At 64.8% G+C, this 16456-nt stretch carries 15 protein-coding genes; 7 read left to right on the forward strand and 8 right to left on the reverse strand.

All coding sequences use genetic code 11. The features are described from left to right. Positions 1–14 precede the first annotated feature (14 nt). The gene (locus K3725_RS16715; RefSeq protein WP_260016395.1) at positions 15–1247 is read right to left on the reverse strand and encodes a hypothetical protein; all 1233 of its coding nucleotides are present in this window, start codon (positions 1245–1247) and stop codon (positions 15–17) included. Positions 1248–1437: 190 nt separating this feature from the next. On the opposite strand from K3725_RS16715, the gene K3725_RS16720 reads away from it, so the two are divergent. Together K3725_RS16720 and K3725_RS16725 are read left to right on the forward strand one after the other, a co-directional pair. Further along, positions 1438–1998, forward strand: a complete 561-nt coding sequence (locus tag K3725_RS16720) for a L,D-transpeptidase (protein WP_260016396.1) — start codon at positions 1438–1440, stop codon at positions 1996–1998. A gap of 230 nt (positions 1999–2228) precedes the next feature. Beyond that, positions 2229–2438 carry a cold-shock protein gene (locus tag K3725_RS16725; RefSeq protein ID WP_008557431.1) on the forward strand — a complete coding sequence of 70 codons (210 nt, stop codon included), beginning with the start codon at positions 2229–2231 and terminating at the stop codon, positions 2436–2438. Positions 2439–2490: 52 nt separating this feature from the next. On the opposite strand, the gene K3725_RS16730 is transcribed toward K3725_RS16725, so the two are convergent. Then, entirely contained in the window at positions 2491–3132 is a 642-nt protein-coding gene (locus K3725_RS16730) for an arylesterase (protein ID WP_260016397.1), read from the reverse strand. Between the two features lie 48 nt (positions 3133–3180). Between K3725_RS16730 and K3725_RS16735 the strand changes: the two genes are divergently transcribed. Both K3725_RS16735 and K3725_RS16740 read left to right on the forward strand, forming a co-directional pair. Next, positions 3181–3885, forward strand: coding sequence for an ABC transporter ATP-binding protein (locus tag K3725_RS16735; RefSeq protein WP_260016398.1), 705 nt, complete (start codon positions 3181–3183; stop codon positions 3883–3885). Further along, positions 3882–6407 carry an ABC transporter permease gene (locus K3725_RS16740; RefSeq protein ID WP_260016399.1) on the forward strand — a complete coding sequence of 842 codons (2526 nt, stop codon included), beginning with the start codon at positions 3882–3884 and terminating at the stop codon, positions 6405–6407. The genes K3725_RS16735 and K3725_RS16740 overlap by 4 nt, the downstream gene beginning before the upstream one ends. A 22-nt stretch (positions 6408–6429) precedes the next feature. On the opposite strand, the gene K3725_RS16745 is transcribed toward K3725_RS16740, so the two are convergent. Then, positions 6430–6879: an Rrf2 family transcriptional regulator gene (locus tag K3725_RS16745; RefSeq protein ID WP_260016400.1), complete on the reverse strand. Its 450-nt coding sequence runs from the start codon at positions 6877–6879 to the stop codon at positions 6430–6432. A 100-nt stretch (positions 6880–6979) separates the two neighbouring features. Here K3725_RS16745 and K3725_RS16750 point away from each other — a divergent pair, with 100 nt between their 5' ends. Both K3725_RS16750 and K3725_RS16755 read left to right on the forward strand, forming a co-directional pair. Then, positions 6980–7552 (forward strand): gamma-glutamylcyclotransferase family protein, encoded by a 573-nt coding sequence (locus tag K3725_RS16750; protein WP_260016401.1) that lies wholly within the window; start codon positions 6980–6982, stop codon positions 7550–7552. Beyond that, entirely contained in the window at positions 7549–8742 is a 1194-nt protein-coding gene (locus K3725_RS16755; RefSeq protein ID WP_260016402.1) for a DUF2254 domain-containing protein, read from the forward strand. The genes K3725_RS16750 and K3725_RS16755 overlap by 4 nt, the downstream gene beginning before the upstream one ends. A gap of 199 nt (positions 8743–8941) precedes the next feature. Here the strand turns inward: K3725_RS16755 and gltX are convergent, their stop codons facing one another. From gltX to K3725_RS16775, 4 genes are all read right to left on the reverse strand, one after another. Continuing rightward, positions 8942–10267, reverse strand: coding sequence for a glutamate--tRNA ligase (gene gltX, locus K3725_RS16760; protein WP_260016403.1), 1326 nt, complete (start codon positions 10265–10267; stop codon positions 8942–8944). A gap of 128 nt (positions 10268–10395) precedes the next feature. Beyond that, positions 10396–10824: a DUF1801 domain-containing protein gene (locus K3725_RS16765; protein ID WP_260016404.1), complete on the reverse strand. Its 429-nt coding sequence runs from the start codon at positions 10822–10824 to the stop codon at positions 10396–10398. A gap of 75 nt (positions 10825–10899) precedes the next feature. Continuing rightward, positions 10900–12231, reverse strand: a complete 1332-nt coding sequence (locus K3725_RS16770; RefSeq protein ID WP_260016405.1) for an FAD-binding oxidoreductase — start codon at positions 12229–12231, stop codon at positions 10900–10902. 178 nt (positions 12232–12409) lie between these two features. After that, a complete protein-coding gene (locus tag K3725_RS16775; protein WP_260016406.1) occupies positions 12410–14068 on the reverse strand; it encodes an NAD+ synthase in 1659 nt (552 codons plus the stop codon). A gap of 181 nt (positions 14069–14249) precedes the next feature. Here K3725_RS16775 and K3725_RS16780 point away from each other — a divergent pair, with 181 nt between their 5' ends. Then, the gene (locus tag K3725_RS16780) at positions 14250–15686 is read left to right on the forward strand and encodes an MORN repeat-containing protein (RefSeq protein ID WP_260016407.1); all 1437 of its coding nucleotides are present in this window, start codon (positions 14250–14252) and stop codon (positions 15684–15686) included. 46 nt (positions 15687–15732) lie between these two features. Here K3725_RS16780 and K3725_RS16785 read toward each other — a convergent pair whose 3' ends face one another. Beyond that, positions 15733–16398 carry a pyridoxamine 5'-phosphate oxidase family protein gene (locus tag K3725_RS16785; RefSeq protein WP_260016408.1) on the reverse strand — a complete coding sequence of 222 codons (666 nt, stop codon included), beginning with the start codon at positions 16396–16398 and terminating at the stop codon, positions 15733–15735. Between the last annotated feature and the right edge of the window lie 58 nt (positions 16399–16456).

Here is a 16456-nt window from a genome sequence, read left to right on the forward strand (position 1 = left end):
ACCGGCAGCCGCGGTCAGAAAGTCAGTTTGGCTCCGACGATGAGCGTATCCGACCGGACCCCAGAATCCGCGGTGATGGTCGGCAGGATCAGCGGCACGAACCGGTCATTGTACAGATATTCCACCCCGAGCTTCACATGCTCTGCGACCTCGACTTCGAGCCCGAAAATCACTTGGTCCATTCTTTCCCATTCGGTGCCCTGCGCGCCCTGCACGCCGCGGCTGGCGGCAACTGACCAGGTGGCCGGCTTGCCGAACAGCTGTGACCGGTAGCGCCCCTGCAGCGTCAGCGCGCTGACGCGGTGGCCGGTTGCGGGCCAGATATCCTCGGTCCGGGTGAATTCTGCCATCACGTCGAAATCGCGCCCGCTGAGGGTGGCGTTCAGGTTCCAGGCGCCGTTCCAGCCGCGGTCAATGCCCTGGCTGGGCGGATGGTGCGCGATGATGCTGTCATAGATGGTACCGCGCAGGTAACCTGCGCCCAGCCGCACGCGCATGTCCTGCCCGGCGTCAAAGCTGTGGGCTGCGTTGAAGGCAAAATTATCCCAGCCGCCGTCATTGCCGGGGCTGCTGATCACCCGCAGGCCGCGGTGGTTGCGGATCAGGGAGAACGCCAGTTCGGTGCGGGTCGTGACATAGCCCAGCTCAACCAGCGGGTCCTCCACCTGAGACCAGAAATAGTGGTTGCTGTGGCTGTGGGTAAACGGCGCATAGGTGGCGAAATTGCCGAAGTTCACGGTTTTCCGCCCCGCCGCCAAATAGAACGGCGACCGGCTCAGATCTCCCACCGCCACCCAGTATTTGCGCAGCTGGGTTTCATCCTGGCCCGGATATTCGATTTCGGTATACTCGCCCTGCACAAAGGCCGTGATCATTGGCAGCGTCAGTGTCGCATTCAGCGAGATGTCGTTGATCACGTCGTAAGTATCGGAAAACCCTTTGGTATGCGTCGGCGGCAGCCGCGACAGGATGGGAAACTTGCCCGGGGTGCTGGTTTCCTCGTGGATCACCGTGCCCAGGAAACGGCCGCCGATGTACAGGCGGTAAGGATCCAGCACGCCGCTTTGGCGGGCCCGCAGGGCAGTGGCAATCTTGTTTGTCACATCCTCCTGCCGGTCGAACATCCGTTCGGAATAGTGCAGGTCGGTGCCGATGAAGCCTGCGCCGCCCTGGGCCAGGGCGGCAAACGGTGCAGCTGCCAGAGCAAGCGCAGCCCCAAGGGCGCGCAGCAGGAAAGAATACCCCATAACAAAAACTCCTGAAAAACCGGTCCCTCTGCAGGGCTTTTCAGCACGCCTGGCGGGAATGCCTGCCCTTGCTCACAAAGCTATCACGGTTTTGTGATACGGCAAGGCTGCGGCGTCGTTGGCCCTCTTGACGCCTGTTCCCGCGGCTTTCAGACTGGGCAGGACAGTCCCATAGACCAGTGAGGGTTTCATGTTTTCCCGACGCAATTTCCTGGCCGCAACTGCCGCCGCCGCCCTGCCGCTGCCTGCGCTGGCCCGCAAGAAGGATCCTGCGCCATTTGACCCCACCCCGCAGGAGGTGCGCATCCGCAAGGATTTTGCCCCCGGCCAGATCCTGGTTCTGCCGCGGTCCTACTACCTCTATTTCGTCACCGACAAGCGCAAGGCGATGCGCTACGGGGTCGGTGTCGGCAAAGCAGGGCTGGAATTCACCGGCAAGGCATTGATCGAGCGCAAGAAGGAATGGCCGACCTGGCGCCCCACCGATGAGATGATCGAGCGCGACCCCAGAGCCTATGCCAAATTTATCGACAATGACTATATCCAGCCGGGCGGGCCGGACAATCCGCTGGGTGCGCGGGCGCTGTATCTGTTCCAGAACGGGATCGACACATACTTCCGCATCCACGGCACCAACCAGCCGCAGACCATCGGTCATTCGGTGTCAAACGGCTGCATCCGGATGCTGAATGAACATGTGGTGGACCTGTATGCGCGGGTGCCGCTGGGCACAGTGGTGACTGTGCTATAGGCGCACAACTGACGGTTCATTGGGCGCTCTGCCGCCGGAATCTGGCCCGGAACCCCGCGTCACCGCGCATTTTTCTTGCGCTAAGGGGGATTCGTACCCAATTCTGTCACGGCGATGTTACGCGAATGCCATCACTGTTCCTTACCCGGTACGGTCATGATCATCTGCAAACCTTGCCGGACTGCCGCATAAGCGGGCAGAGAACTGAGACGACTTAGGAGAAGACGACGATGGCCACTGGCACCGTCAAATGGTTCAACACCACCAAAGGCTACGGCTTTATTGCACCCGAAGATGGCGGCAAGGACATTTTTGTCCATATTTCCGCTGTTGAGCGTTCCGGCCTGACCGGCCTGGCAGACAATCAGAAAGTGACCTATGAGCTGCGCGCAGGCCGCGACGGCCGTGAATCCGCAGTGGATATCGCGCTGGTCTCCTGATCCTCTGATCTGCACCGAAAGTTTCAAACAGCCCTGACGGCCGGGGCTGTTTTCAGCGGTCTATGGCCGCAACCAGCTGCAGGGCAGCCGGGCCGATTGCGGCCGCATTCAGCGCCACCCCCTTGGCGTTGGGGTGGATGCCGTCGTCCTGCATGAAATCTTGCGCTGCCGCAGGATCGTTTCCGGCCGCCGCTGCGATGCCGGCAAAGGCATCCGGGTGCAGCACCGCGCCGTATTCCTCCGCAAGCTGCGGGTAGATTGCATCGAAATCCTGCTTGTACTCCGGCCCGTAATTGCGCGGGGCCTTCATGCCGATCAGCAGAACCTCAATCCCCTTGGCCTGAGCCGTCTGCAGGATGCGTTCCAGATTTGCATATGCCTCCTGCGGGGCCAGCCCGCGCAGCATGTCGTTGCCGCCCAAGAGAACGATCAGCCCGTCGGGATTGTCCGACAGGGTCCATTCGGCGCGCTCTGCCCCGCCGGCGGTGGTGTCGCCGGAAACGCCTGCGTTTTGCAACGAGACCTCAGCGCCGTTATTGTTCAGCCAGCGTTCCAGCTGCGGCACCAGGCCTTGGCCCTGCGGCAGCCCGTAGCCCTGTACCAGGCTGTCACCGAGCGCGGTGATCCGCAGCGGCTCCGCCCAGGCAGCACTGGTAAAAAGCAGCAAACTCAGCAGTGCCAATGTCTTGCGCATCGCGGCAAACACTCCATATCCGTTAGGTGCATCCAACAGGCAGGCCCGATGACCGATCAAAACAGCCCCGTTCTGCATCTCTTAGATGCGAGTTTGACCCTGAATAGCAATACCGGCCCGGTGGAGATTTTGCACGGAATCTCGCTGGACGTGCGGCAGGGGGAAACGCTGGGACTGGTGGGGCCGTCCGGGTCGGGCAAGTCGTCGCTCCTGATGCTGATGGGCGGGCTGGAGCAGGCGACCGGCGGCACGGTGACGGCCCTGGGCCAGGATCTGACCGCGATGGATGAGGATGCGCTGGCGCGGTTCCGCCGCAACAACATGGGCGTTGTGTTCCAGAGCTTTCACCTGATCCCGACCATGACCGCGCTGGAAAACGTGGCAACGCCGCTGGAGCTGGCGGGCGTCAAGGATGCCTTTCCCCGCGCCCAGGCCGAACTGGAGGCCGTGGGCCTCGGCCACCGGGCAGGCCATTTCCCGGCGCAGATGTCTGGCGGCGAGCAGCAGCGGGTGGCGCTGGCGCGGGCGCTGGCGCCGCGGCCCGCAATCCTGCTGGCCGATGAGCCCACCGGCAACCTGGATGAGGCCAACGGGGCTGCGGTGATGGATCTGCTGTTCGGGCTGCGCGACCGTTATGGCGCGACGCTGGTGATGGTGACCCATGCGCCGGAATTGGCCGCGCGCTGCGACCGGGTGGTACGGCTGCGCGACGGACGGGTGGATGACGCCGCGGCGCGCGAGGCCGCGGAATGAATGCCGCCGCCTTCCGCCTCGCCTGGCGCTTTGCCTTGCGGGAGCTGCGCGGCGGGCTGAAGGGGTTCCGCATTTTCCTGGCCTGCCTGGCGCTGGGGGTCGGGGTGATTGCTGCCATCGGCTCTATCCGCGCCTCGATCGAGACCGGGCTGGAGCGTGAAGGCGCCACCATACTGGGCGGCGATGCGGAGCTGAATTTCACCTACCGCTTTGCCACTGAAGAAGAGCGCGCCTGGCTGGACCGGACCGCGCTGCGCCATTCCGAGGTTGCCGAGTTCCGCTCCATGGCCACCGTGGGCGAGGAGCGCGGATTGACGCAGGTGAAGGCGGTGGACGGGCTCTATCCCTTGAAGGGGGAAATGAAGCTTGCGCCTGACATGCCGCTGGAAATTGCCTTGGCGGGTGCGGACGGGTTGCCCGGCGGGGTGATGGACCGGGTGCTGGCAGACCGGCTGGGGCTGCAGCCCGGGGATATCTTCCGGCTTGGCACCCAGGACTTCCGGCTGATGGCGATGATCGCGCTGGAGCCGGATGCGGCCGCGTCCGGATTTGAGCTGGGGCCGCGCACGATGGTGCGGACAGCGGACCTGGGTGACTCCGGCCTGCTGGAACCCGGCACCATATTTGACACCAAATACCGGGTGGAGCTGCCCGCGGGCAGCAATTTGACCGCCTTGCAGGCAGAGGCCGAGGGCCTCTTTGAAACCACCGGCATGCGCTGGCGCGATGCCAGGAACGGCGCGCCGGGGATCACCACCTTTGTCGAGCGGCTGGGCGGGTTTCTGGTGCTGGTCGGCCTGTCCGGTCTGGCAGTGGGCGGGGTTGGCGTGTCCGCCGCCGTGCGCGCCTATCTGGCGACCAAGACCGCGACGATTGCCACCCTGCGCACGCTGGGAGCGGAGCGGCAGACGATTTTCCTGACCTACTTCCTGCAGATCGGCGCGCTGACATTGGTGGGCGTGGGCATCGGCCTGGCGCTGGGCGGGCTTGGCCCGGTCCTGCTAGGGCCGCTGATTGCAGCGCAACTGCCGTTCCCGGCTGTGTTTTCGCTTTACCCGTCCGCGCTGGCAGAGGCCGCTGTCTATGGCGTGCTCACGGCCTTCATCTTTGCCCTTTGGCCGCTGGCGCGGGCAGAACGCATCCGCGCGGCCTCCCTTTTCCGGGATGCTTTTGCCAGCCGCACCCGGCTGCCCGCGCCGCGCTACCTGCTGGCAACCGGGGTGGCGCTGGCGGCGCTGGTCGGGCTGGCGGCCTGGTTCAGCGGCTCGGCGCAGCTGACGCTGTGGACCGCGGGCGGGCTGATGGGGGCGCTGGTGGTGCTGCTGCTGGCGGCGCTGGCGATCGGGTTTCTGGCGCGCCGCGGCACCGGGGCGTCGCGCGGGCGCCCTGCCCTGCGGTGGGCGCTGTCGTCCATCGGCAGCGCGCGCGACGGTGCGGTGCCTGCGGTTCTGGCTCTGGGTCTGGGCCTGACGGTGCTGGCCGCCATCGGCCAGATCGACGGCAACATGCGCCGCGCCATTGCGGGCAACCTGCCGGACGTGGCGCCGAGCTATTTCTTTGTCGACATCCAGCGCAGCCAGATGCCTGCATTCCTGGAGCGGGTGGAGAACGATCCCTCCGTCACCCGGGTAGAGAACGCGCCGATGCTGCGCGGGGTGCTGACCCGGATCAACGGACAGCCCGCCACCGAGGTCGCGGGTGATCATTGGGTGGTGCGCGGCGACCGCGGCATCACCTATGCCGCCGCCCAGCCAGAGGCGACAGAGGTTACGGCAGGCAAATGGTGGCCAGAGGATTACTCCGGTGATCCGCAGATCAGCTTTGCCGCCGAGGAGGCCGAGGAACTGGGGCTTAAACTGGGCGACACGCTGACGCTGAACATCCTGGGCCGCGATATCACCGGCACCATCACCAGCTTCCGCAACGTGGATTTCTCCACCGCCGGAATGGGGTTCGTGATGGTGCTGAACGAGGCTGCGCTGGCCGGTGCGCCGCACAGCTTCATCGCCACCGTCTATGCCGAAGAACAGGCGGAGGCGGCGATCCTGCGCGATCTGGCGCGGGAAATGCCGAATATCACCGCCATCCGGATGCGCGATGCCATCGACCGGGTATCGGACATCCTGCGCCAGCTGGCGGCGGCCACCGCCTATGGTGCCGCGGCGACGCTGCTGACCGGGTTCCTGGTATTGCTGGGCACCGCGGCGGCGGGGGAGCCTGCGCGGCGCTATGAGGCAGCGCTTCTGAAAACACTGGGCGCGCCGCGCAAGCAGATCCTGGCAAGCTTTGCGCTGCGCTCTGCCCTGCTGGGCGCGGCGGCGGGGCTGGTTGCCTTGGCGGCGGGTATTGCCGGAGCCTGGGCCATCAACGCCTATGTGTTCGAGACCAGCTATGCGGTGATCTGGCCCAATGCGCTGATGGTGATTTCCGGCGGGGTACTGACGACGCTGCTGGCCGGGCTGGCCTTTGCCTTGCGGCCGCTCGCCGCCAAACCGGCCCGCATTCTGCGCGCCCGGGAATAAGCAGGTCTTGCGGCGTCCCGCCCTAGCGGACGCCGCAGGACACCGGCTGCAGGAGGCGCATCAGATCATGGTTGCCACAGACCAGCGACTCCAGCGAGATGTCATCCAAAGAGGTGTAGAATGCCTGGGCTGCATCCGCCAATGCCACCTTGAGCCGGCAGGCCGAGGCCAGCGGGCAGGTGTTGTCGGCGTCGGCAAAGCACTCCACCATCGGCAGATTGCCCTCGACATCGCGGAACACGTCGCCGATTCGGATCTCTGCCGCAGGTTTGCCGAGGTTCATGCCGCCGTTACGGCCCCGCTGGGTCGAAAGATAGCCCAGCTGGCTCAGCTGGTTGATCACCTGAGCCAGGTGATTTTCCGAAATATTACAGCACTCTGCGATCTCGGCCTTGGTCACCAGGCGGTCTTCATGCGCGGCGCAGTACATCAGCAGCCGCACGGCAATGTTGGTCCTTTTGGTAATGCGCATGGGTTGCTCCCGAAGCTAGATTGCATAGCTTATTGCACAAGCCTCCAAAAAGCGGTTTGACATACATCAATTGGCGGAAATGCGGCAGAAGGGCGCGCGGATGACAGCTCCTTACTTCTTTGGCTACGGCAGCCTGGTGAATACGGCGACCCACAGCTACGGCAGCGCCCGGCCTGCCCGCCTGAAGGGCTGGCGGCGGGCCTGGGTGCACACCTCCCTGCGCGATGTGGCGTTCCTGTCGGCGGTGCCCTGCGAGAACAGCGAAATCGACGGATTGATTGCAAAGGTGCCGGGAGCCGACTGGGCGGCGCTTGATGAACGGGAGTTTGCCTATGAGCGGCTTCCGGCCTCGGACCGCGTGCAGCATGGGCTGGCGTGCAGCCCTGAAATTTCCGTCTACGCGGTGCCGGCCGGCAAGCAGAACGGGGTCAGCGCACGGCACCCGGTGCTGCTGAGCTATCTGGATGTGGTGCTGCAGGGCTATCTGCAGGTGTTTGGCACAGATGGCCTGCAAGGCTTCGTGGAAACCACCGACGGCTGGGACTCCCCCATTCTGGACGACCGCGCGGCGCCGCGCTATCCGCGCCATCAAGCAATCAGCGCAGCCGAGCGCAAAATCTTTGACGATCTGATCGACAGCACCGGCGCCCGCCGCATAGTCTGCAAGGCATGATCGAAAAGCTATTATTGCACCTGGGCCGGATTGCGCGGCAGCTCTGGTTCAGGGTTGTGCTGATTTCCCTGATGTCCGTGCTGGCGCTGCTGCTGGCACCGCTGGCGAAGCCGCTGCTGCCGGACAATCTGAGCGAGGATTTCGGGCGCGAGGCGGTGCTGCCGGTGCTGACGATCCTGGCGTCGGGAATGCTGGCAGTCACCACGTTTTCGCTGAACGTTATGGTCAGCGCTTACCGCACCGCCGCGTCGATGGCGACGCCACGGGTCTACCGTCTGCTGCTTGAGGACACCGTCACCCATCAGGTGCTGGCGACTTTCGTCAGCGGTTTCATCTATTCACTGAGCGCGGTCATCCTGTTCCGCGCCCGCTATTTCACCCCGGAAGGTGCGCTGGTGGTGTTTGGCCTGACCGTCATCGTGGTGGTGCTGATCGTGTGGGCCATCCTGCGCTGGATCGACCATCTGTCGAGCCTCGGCAGCATGGATCACACCCTGCGCCTCATCGAGGACCGCACCCGCGCCAGCCTGCAGGCCCGGATGGACAAACCCTGCCTCGGCGGGCTTTGCGCGCGCGAGGAGGGCAAACCGGACAGTGCGGTGGATATACCGTCAGCCAAGAGCGGCTTTGTCCGTTATGCCGGGCTGTCGCGGCTGAATGAGCTGGCAGAGGAGGCCGGCACGCAGATCACCCTTGCGCGGGCACCGGGGGAATACATCCTGCGCGGCCAGCCGGTGGCCTGGGCCACGGCGGGGGACAATGCGTTCTGCAAGGCGGCCTCTGCCGCGATCGACATCGGCGATGTGCGCAGCTTCGATCAGGACCCGTCCTTTGGCCTCACCCTGCTGGCGGAGACTGCACAGCGCGCCCTGTCGCCCGGCGTCAACGATCCCGGCACCGCAGTGGAAGTGATGGGGCGGCTGGAGCGTTTGCTGTGGGAGAACATGCCGGCGGATGAGACCAGCGAAACGCGTGAAGCAACCTATCCGAATGTGAGCATCCCGCCAGTCACCGCCAGCCACCTGCTGCGCTGCGCCTTTCCTCCGATCGCCCGCTGCGGCAGCGACTCGCCTTCGGTGATGCGCTGGATGGAGAAGTCGCTGGATGCGCTTGGCGGCCACCCGAACCCGGACATGGCAGAGGCGGCCAAGGAGATGTGCCGGGAAGTGCGGGACGGCCGCTGGGGGTAAACCATCTGCACTCTGCCCAGCAGGCGGGCATCGCAGTGCATCCCGTCAGGATGCGCTGCCGCGCCGTGCGAATGCACGGCGCCCGGCCCAACCGCAGTGGCGGCATCTTTGATGCGGCCACTGCGGGCGGGAGCTTCCCGGCAAGCAAAAAAGGCGGCACCCGGGGGCACCGCCAATTCTTAACAGGACCGTTCCGGCGTCAGCCGCGGGCGCGGACTTTCTCCATCAGCGCCAGCAGGGCGGACATGTCGGGGCCGCGCTCCATGCCGGTCACAGCCTTGCGCAGCGGCATGAACAGGCCCTTGCCCTTGCGGCCGGTCGCCTCTTTGACTGCGGCGGTCCACTTGCCCCAGCTTTCGCTGCCGTAGGGGCCTTCGGGCAGCAGCGCCATCGCCTCAGCGATGAAGTCCTTGTCCTCATCCGCGACCAGCGGCTCGGCGCCGTCGCGGCACAGCTCCCACCAGCCCGCAAGATCCTTGAGCGTGGTGATGTTTTCCTTGGCCATGTCCCAGAAAGCGGCCTGTTTCTCCGCCGGGACGCCCAGCGCGTCCACGTGGCTTTGCACGGCTTCCAGCGGCAGCGACTGAAGGTGGCGGGCGGTCAGCGGATAGAGATCCTCGACATCGAACTTGGTTGGCGCAGCGCCAAAGCGGTTGATGTCGAAGCCGTCGATCAGCTCTGCCAGCTCTGTGCGCAGCTCCACCGGGTCGGAGGAACCCAGGCGCGCCATCAGGCTCAGCAGTGCCATCGGCTGCACGCCGGCCTCGCGCAGGTCGCGCAGCGCCAGGGTGCCCAGGCGCTTGGACAGCGCTTCGCCCTGCGGTCCGGTCAGCAGCGAGTGGTGGGCGAAGGACGGAACGGAGCCGCCCAGCGCCTCGATGATCTGGATCTGGGTGGCGGTGTTGGTGACGTGGTCGGAGCCGCGCACCACATGGGTCACGCCCATCTCGGTGTCGTCCACCACCGAAGCCAGTGTGTAGAGGAACTGGCCGTCGCCGCGGATCAGCACCGGGTCGGAAACCGAGGCCGCGTCGATGGAGATACCGCCCAGGATCCCATCGGTCCATTCGATGCGCTGATGGTCCAGCTTGAAGCGCCAGACGCCGTCGCCGCGCTCGGCGCGGAGCGCTGCTTTCTCGTCATCGGACAGGTTCAGAGCGGCGCGGTCATAGACCGGCGGCTTGCCCATGTTCAGCTGCTTCTTGCGCTTTAGGTCCAGCTCGGTCGGGGTCTCGAACGCCTCATAGAAACGGCCGATCTCGCGCAGCTTTTCCGCCGCGGCGACATAGCGGTCGAGGCGCTCGGACTGGCGCTCCACCTTATCCCAGGTCAGGCCCAGCCATTCCAGGTCCTGCTTGATTGCATCGACATATTCTTCCTTCGACCGTTCCGGGTCGGTGTCGTCGATGCGCAGGATGAAGGTGCCGCCGGCCTTGCGGGCGATCAGGTAATTCATCAGCGCGGTGCGCAGGTTGCCGACATGGATATAGCCGGTCGGCGACGGGGCAAAACGGGTGGTGGTCATCACGAGTCTCCTGTTGCCCTGCCCCTTGTCACATGGGCCGCGGTTTGTCCAGTTTCACGAGGGTTAGCGTGCCTTTGGCATGTGCCTCCGGCGGGGGTATTTTCAGGCAATAGGAAAGACCGGCCGTGTCATTCAGGCTGCACCGGCCAGATCGCATCCAGGTCCTTCAGCCCGGCGCGGATCAGTTCAGCCAGCACGTCCAGGTCTATGTCGGCAAGCTTGTTTACATAGAGGCAGCTTTTGCCGAGACGATGCTTGCCCAGGCGGGCCAGGATGGCGCTGTAGTCCTGGTAGCCCGGCATGATGTAGATCGAATGGCGCGCCCGGCGCGGGGCAAAACCGGTGGCCAGGAATTCGCCTTCACGGCCCGTTGCGTAGCGGTAGTGGTACCGCCCGTAGCCGATCATCGACGGCCCCCACATCCGCGGCTGGAATCCGGTCACCCCGCGGAACAGCCGGTCCAGCTCCTGCGCCTCGACAGATTTGCGCTCCGGCTCCACCGCTTGCAGGAAGTCTTCGACGCTTGCGCCTGTAGGCGCGGTCTTGTTTCCGCTCATCCGTCAGCCCTCCTGCCGTAATAATAGTGCAGCACTGGTGCGCTGACAGCCCGGGACCGCCTGCTGGCCGGTTGATCAGCAGCCTGTTTGGGGGCCGAAGCCGCTGCCGTCGGTGAATCGCGACAGGCGGAAGACGTGCGGATCTACGACGGGGGCGCTGCCGGTCACCAGATCAGCGGTCAGCCGCCCCGCGGCGGGGCCGATGCCGAAGCCGTGGCCGGAGAATCCGGTGGTGATGAACAGCCCCGGCAGGCTGTCGACCTGCGAAATCACCGGAATCGCATCCGGAGTCACATCCATCATGCCAGCCCAGCTTTGCACCACATCAGCATCCCGCAGCACCGGGAAAGCCTTTTGCGCGGCGGCCCAGCCGCTGCGGATCGCCTTTTGCGAAGGCGCCGGATCCAGGACGCGGCACTGTTCAAAGGGGGTGATGTCCTGCGGGTTCCATCTGTGCGCTTGGGCGGCTTCCTCGGCCCAGCGGCCGGAGACGCGGAACTGCAGCGCCCTCCACTCCTGGCGCAGGCTGGGCAGGTATTTCCACCCCAGCCGGAAGCTGTCGGGAACGATGTCCACCACGTTCTCCATCGCGTCCGAAACCGTGTAGCCGCCGTCGGCTCGCTTGCGCAGGCCGAGATTGCCGCTGCGCACGGAGGTGTCCGGCCCGCCCGGCACCGGCGAGGTGCGCAGGACCGAGTTCAGCACCTTGAGCTGCGGCAGGTTCACCCCCGCGTTGCCCAGGAACAGCCGCGACCAGGCGCCGCCCGCAGTGACAACGGCAGAGCAGGCCACCCGGCCGCGTTCTGTCATCACGCCGCTGATGCGGCCCGCTGAGGTTTCAACACTGCGCACGGCGCAATCGGTCATCACTTTCGCGCCGGCAGCACGGGCGGCCGAAGCGATTGCGTGGGTTGCCAGCTGCGGCTCTGCCCGCCCGTCCTGGGGCGTGTGCAGCGCGGCCTGCGCCCTGGTCCGGTGTCCCGGCATCAGCTGGGCCAGCTGTTCGCCGCGGACCATGCGCGCGCCCTGGTCCCAGCCATCGAGGTTGCGCAGCCAGCGTTCGAGCTGTGCTTCGCGCTTGGCGGCCTCAGCCGTGTAAAGAATACCGGAACGGGTGAAGCCGGTTTCATGGCCGGTACGCTGTGCGAGCCCCTCCCACAGACGCAGGGATTCTGCCATCAGCGGGATTTCCCGCGGGTCGCGGCAGGCAATGCGCACCCACCCCCAGTTGCGCGAGCTTTGCTCCCCTGCGATCTGGCCCTTTTCGCAGAGCAGCACCGAGTGGCCGCGTTCGGCCAGCTCCAGCGCGGTGCTGGCACCAATGATGCCGCCGCCGATCACCACGGCGTCGACGGCCTTGGGCAAGGCAAGATCGGATTGAAAATGGGGCAGCTTGGGTCCGGGCATGCGGGCATCTATGCCCGGTGAAAAACCGCCGGTCCAGCGTGCATGCGACACAGGTTGCGCCGCATTCGGCCATTGTGATTTTTCCGCCGCATATCAGGGCGTTACCGGCACCGAAAACCCTGACCTGCAGCTGCAAGGGCGCGGAAAAACCTGCCGCTTCAACAGGTTAACGCGCCCCTCAGGAAGGGTCGCGCCAGCGGTTCACGACCGGGTAGCGGCGGTCCAGCCAGAACGCGCGCCGGGTCAGCCGGGCGCCGGGAGCGGACTGGAAGCGTTTGTATTCGCTGATATAAACCAGATGCTCCACCCGTTTGGCCGTGTCCCGGTCAAAGCCGGCCGCGACACAATCTGCGATTGAGCCGTCCTGATCCACTAGAATGTCGAGGATTGCATCCAGCACCGGGTAGTCCGGCAGGCTGTCGCTGTCCTTCTGATCCTCTCGCAGCTCGGCACTGGGCGGTTTGTCGATCACGTTGGGGCGGATCACTTCGCCCTCCGGCCCCATCATCCAGGGGCGGTGGTTGGCGTTGCGCCAGCGGCAGGTTTCGAACACCCGGGTCTTGTACAGATCCTTGATCGGATTGTAGCCGCCGTTCATGTCGCCGTAGATGGTGGCATAGCCGACCGCGACCTCGGACTTGTTGCCAGTGGTCAGCAGCATTTCCCCGAACTTGTTGGACATCGCCATCAGCAGCAGGCCCCGCAGGCGGGACTGGATGTTTTCCTCCGTCAGGCCCGGCTCCATGCCTTCGAACAGCGGTGCCAGCGTGCTGGTGATGGCAGCCCGGCCCTCGGAGATCGGCACATAGTCGTAATGCACGCCCAGCGCCTTGGCGACGGCTTCGGCATCGTCAAGCGATTCACGGCTGGTGTACTCGGAGGGCAGCATCACGCAGCGGACGTTATCGGCGCCCAGCGCATCAACCGCGATGGCGGCAACAATGGCCGAGTCCACACCGCCGGACAGACCCAGCAGAACCTTCTTGAAGCCGGTCTTGCCCATGTAGTCGCGCAAGGATTCCACCATCACCCGGTAGTCCTGCTCCCATGCGTCAGGCAAATGCGCCTTTTCGCCTTCAACCGCGCGCCAGCCGTCCTCCGTGCGCTCCAGATCGAGATGGGCATAAGCTTCGTCAAACACCGGCATCTGCAGCGCCAGCGCACCGCCCGGGTTCAGCACGAAGGAGCCGCCGTCAAAAACCTGATCGTCCTGGCCGCCCACCATGTTCAGATAGATCACTGGCAGATGGGTTTCGACAGAGCGCGCGACCATGTGGTTGAAGCGCACCTCCATCTTGTTGCGGAAATAAGGCGAGCCGTTGGGGATCAGCAGGAACTCTGCGCCGGTCTCAGCCAGGGTTTCCGCGACATCCTCGTGCCAGCCGTCCTCGCAGATGGGGGAACCGATGCGGGTATTGCCAACCGCGTAAGGGCCGCCCAGCGGGCCGGCATCAAAGATCCGCACCTCGTCGAAAACAGTCTCGTTCGGCAGGTGGTGCTTGAGGCTGCGCGAGGCAATCTTGCCGCCCTTGAGGATCAGGTAGGCATTGTAAAGTTTGGTCCCCTCGACCCAGGGGCTGCCAATTGCCAGCGCCGGGCCGTCCGCACAGTCTGCCGCCAGTTTCTCTACCTCGGCGATGGCGGCGGTGTGGAAGGCCGGCTTCATCACCAGGTCCTGGGTGTTGTAGCCGGTGATGAACATTTCCGGCAGCGCCACCAGGTCGGCGCCGGCCTTGCGGCCCTCCTCCCAGGCGGCGCGGGCCTTGGCGGCGTTGCCTGCCAGGTCGCCGACGGCGGGGTTCAGCTGCGCCAGTGTCACGCGGAAACGGTCTGCCATGCTGCTTGGGCCCTTTGTGAAATACCTCTCCCAGCCATTTACCAGATTGACCGCCAAGGAAAAGGGCAAGGGGGCAGGCCAGGGAAAAGACATTGCGGCCCGTGTTGCGGTAGCTTAGTTTCCGGGCGAGCAACCCAATATGGCAGCAGCACCGCAATTTCTGGGCAGGCAGAGGCTTTCAATGACCCGTTTCGGCACCGCATTCGCGCTTTCCACCCTCCTGGCACTGGCCGCCCCTGCGCTGGCGCAGGACGGCGAGGTCATCACCACCCAGGACGAGATCGGCGGCGTCTATGAAGGCACCTTCAAGGGCGGGCTGCAGCATGGCACCGGCACCTACAAGCTGCCGAACGGCTATGAATACAGCGGCGAATGGGTCGAAGGCGAAGTGCGCGGCCAGGGCGTGGCGCGGTTCCCCGACGGTTCGGTCTATGAAGGCGAGTTTGCGCAAGGCAAGCCGCACGGGCTGGGTAAGCTGACCCGGGCTGACGGCAGCACCTACGAGGGCAGCTGGCAGGACGGCCAGATCCACGGCGACGGAACCTCAGTCTATACCAGCGGCGTGCGCTACCAGGGCAGCTTTGCCGATGGCAAGCGGCACGGCCAGGGCGTGATGACCTCTCCCGATGGCTATACCTACAACGGCGGCTGGGTTGAGGGCCGCCAGGAAGGCCAGGCCCGGATCACCTACGCGGACGGCACCGTTTACGAGGGTTTGGTCGCGGACGGCCAGTTGCAGGGCCAGGGCCGGCTCGAAACTCCGGAGGGGCTGATCTACGAGGGCGAATGGGCAGCCAGCCAGATGCAAGGCACCGGACGCCAAGTGCACCCCAATGGCGATATCTACGAAGGCGAGCTGCAGAACACCCGCCGCCATGGCCATGGGAAAATGACCTATGCCAATGGTGACGTCTATGTCGGCGAATTCGCCGACGACCAGCGCCACGGAACAGGCACGATCACCGAGAAAGACGGCTATACCTACACCGGCGACTGGGCAAAGGGCCAGATCGACGGAAAAGGGACGATGACCTACCCCGATGGCTCAATCTATGAGGGCGAGTTCCGCGATGATCTGGCCGAAGGCAAGGGCAAGATCACCTATCCGGACGGCGCCACCTATGAAGGCGATTGGGTGGCCGGGGTAATCGAGGGCCAAGGCACCACCGTCTATCCCAATGGGCTGACCTATACCGGCGGTTTCAAGAGCGCCCAGAACCATGGCCACGGTGTGATGACCTATGCCGACGGCTACCGGTATGAAGGCGGCTGGCAAGACTCGCAGCGCCATGGGCAAGCAACGGTGACCTACGCCGACGGCTCCTTCTACACTGGCGAGTTTGTTAGCAACCAGCGCCACGGCCAGGGCAAGATCGTGATGCCCAATGGCTTCATTTATGAAGGCGAATGGCAGGAGGGCAAGATCCTGGGCCAAGGCGTTGCGACTTATGCCAACGGCGATGTTTACGAGGGCAGCTTTGTCAACGGCAAGCGGCAGGGGGCTGGCACGATGAAATATGCGACTGGCGTACAGGAAGACGGCACCTGGGAAAACGGTGCGCTGGTCAGCGGCGGTGCAGGGGCCGCAGAACAGGCTGAAACGGGGCAGACCGAGTAAACCTGGTGGGATGAGAGGCGCGCCAGGGTGGCGCGCCTTTTTTGTTTCAACCGATGCGGATGCGGCTCAGGTGGTCGGGCATCGCGACACCCTCCAGATTGGCAGGATCGGGCTGCGGCGGCTGCAGCTCCATCGCCATCGGCACCACACCCGCCCAGATCGGCAGGAGATAATCCTGTTCGTCATCCTTAGGCGGGCCGGAGCGGATCTTGGCCGCCCCTTCCTCAATCGGCATCCTTAGCAGCGCAGTTGCCTTCAGCTCCTGTGCGGTCATCGGGCGCAAGGTTTCCCAGCGGCCGGGGAAGATCTGATCCACCATCGTTTTGAGACTGGCAGCCTTGGCGTCCTCGTCCGTTACCTGCTCTGCCACGCCGAACAGCATTGCCGAGCGGAAGTTGACCGAGTGGTGAAACGCCGAGCGCGCCAGAACGTAGCCGTCCATGCAGGTGACACTCAGGCAGACCTCTGCCCCGGCCATCGCACGGATGGCGCGGCTGGCGGCGGAGCCGTGCCAATAGACGTGATCGCCCTCGCGCCATTGCAGGGTGGGCAGCACCGAGGTGGCACCATTGATCTGATAGCCGATGTGGGCCAGCGGCATGGCGTCGAGCACCCGATACACGTTTTCACGGTCATAGAGCCCGCGTTCATGGGCGCGGCGCAGGCGGCTGCGCTCCGTTTTCAGGGCGGCTTCTGGTTCGGGCTGGCGCATGGGCTGACCTCATGTTTCTTGTTGTTTCCCGCGACAGCTACGCGCAAACTGGCCTCAG

Source organism: Leisingera sp. S132, assembly GCF_025144465.1.
Classification (GTDB): Bacteria; Pseudomonadota; Alphaproteobacteria; order Rhodobacterales; family Rhodobacteraceae; genus Leisingera.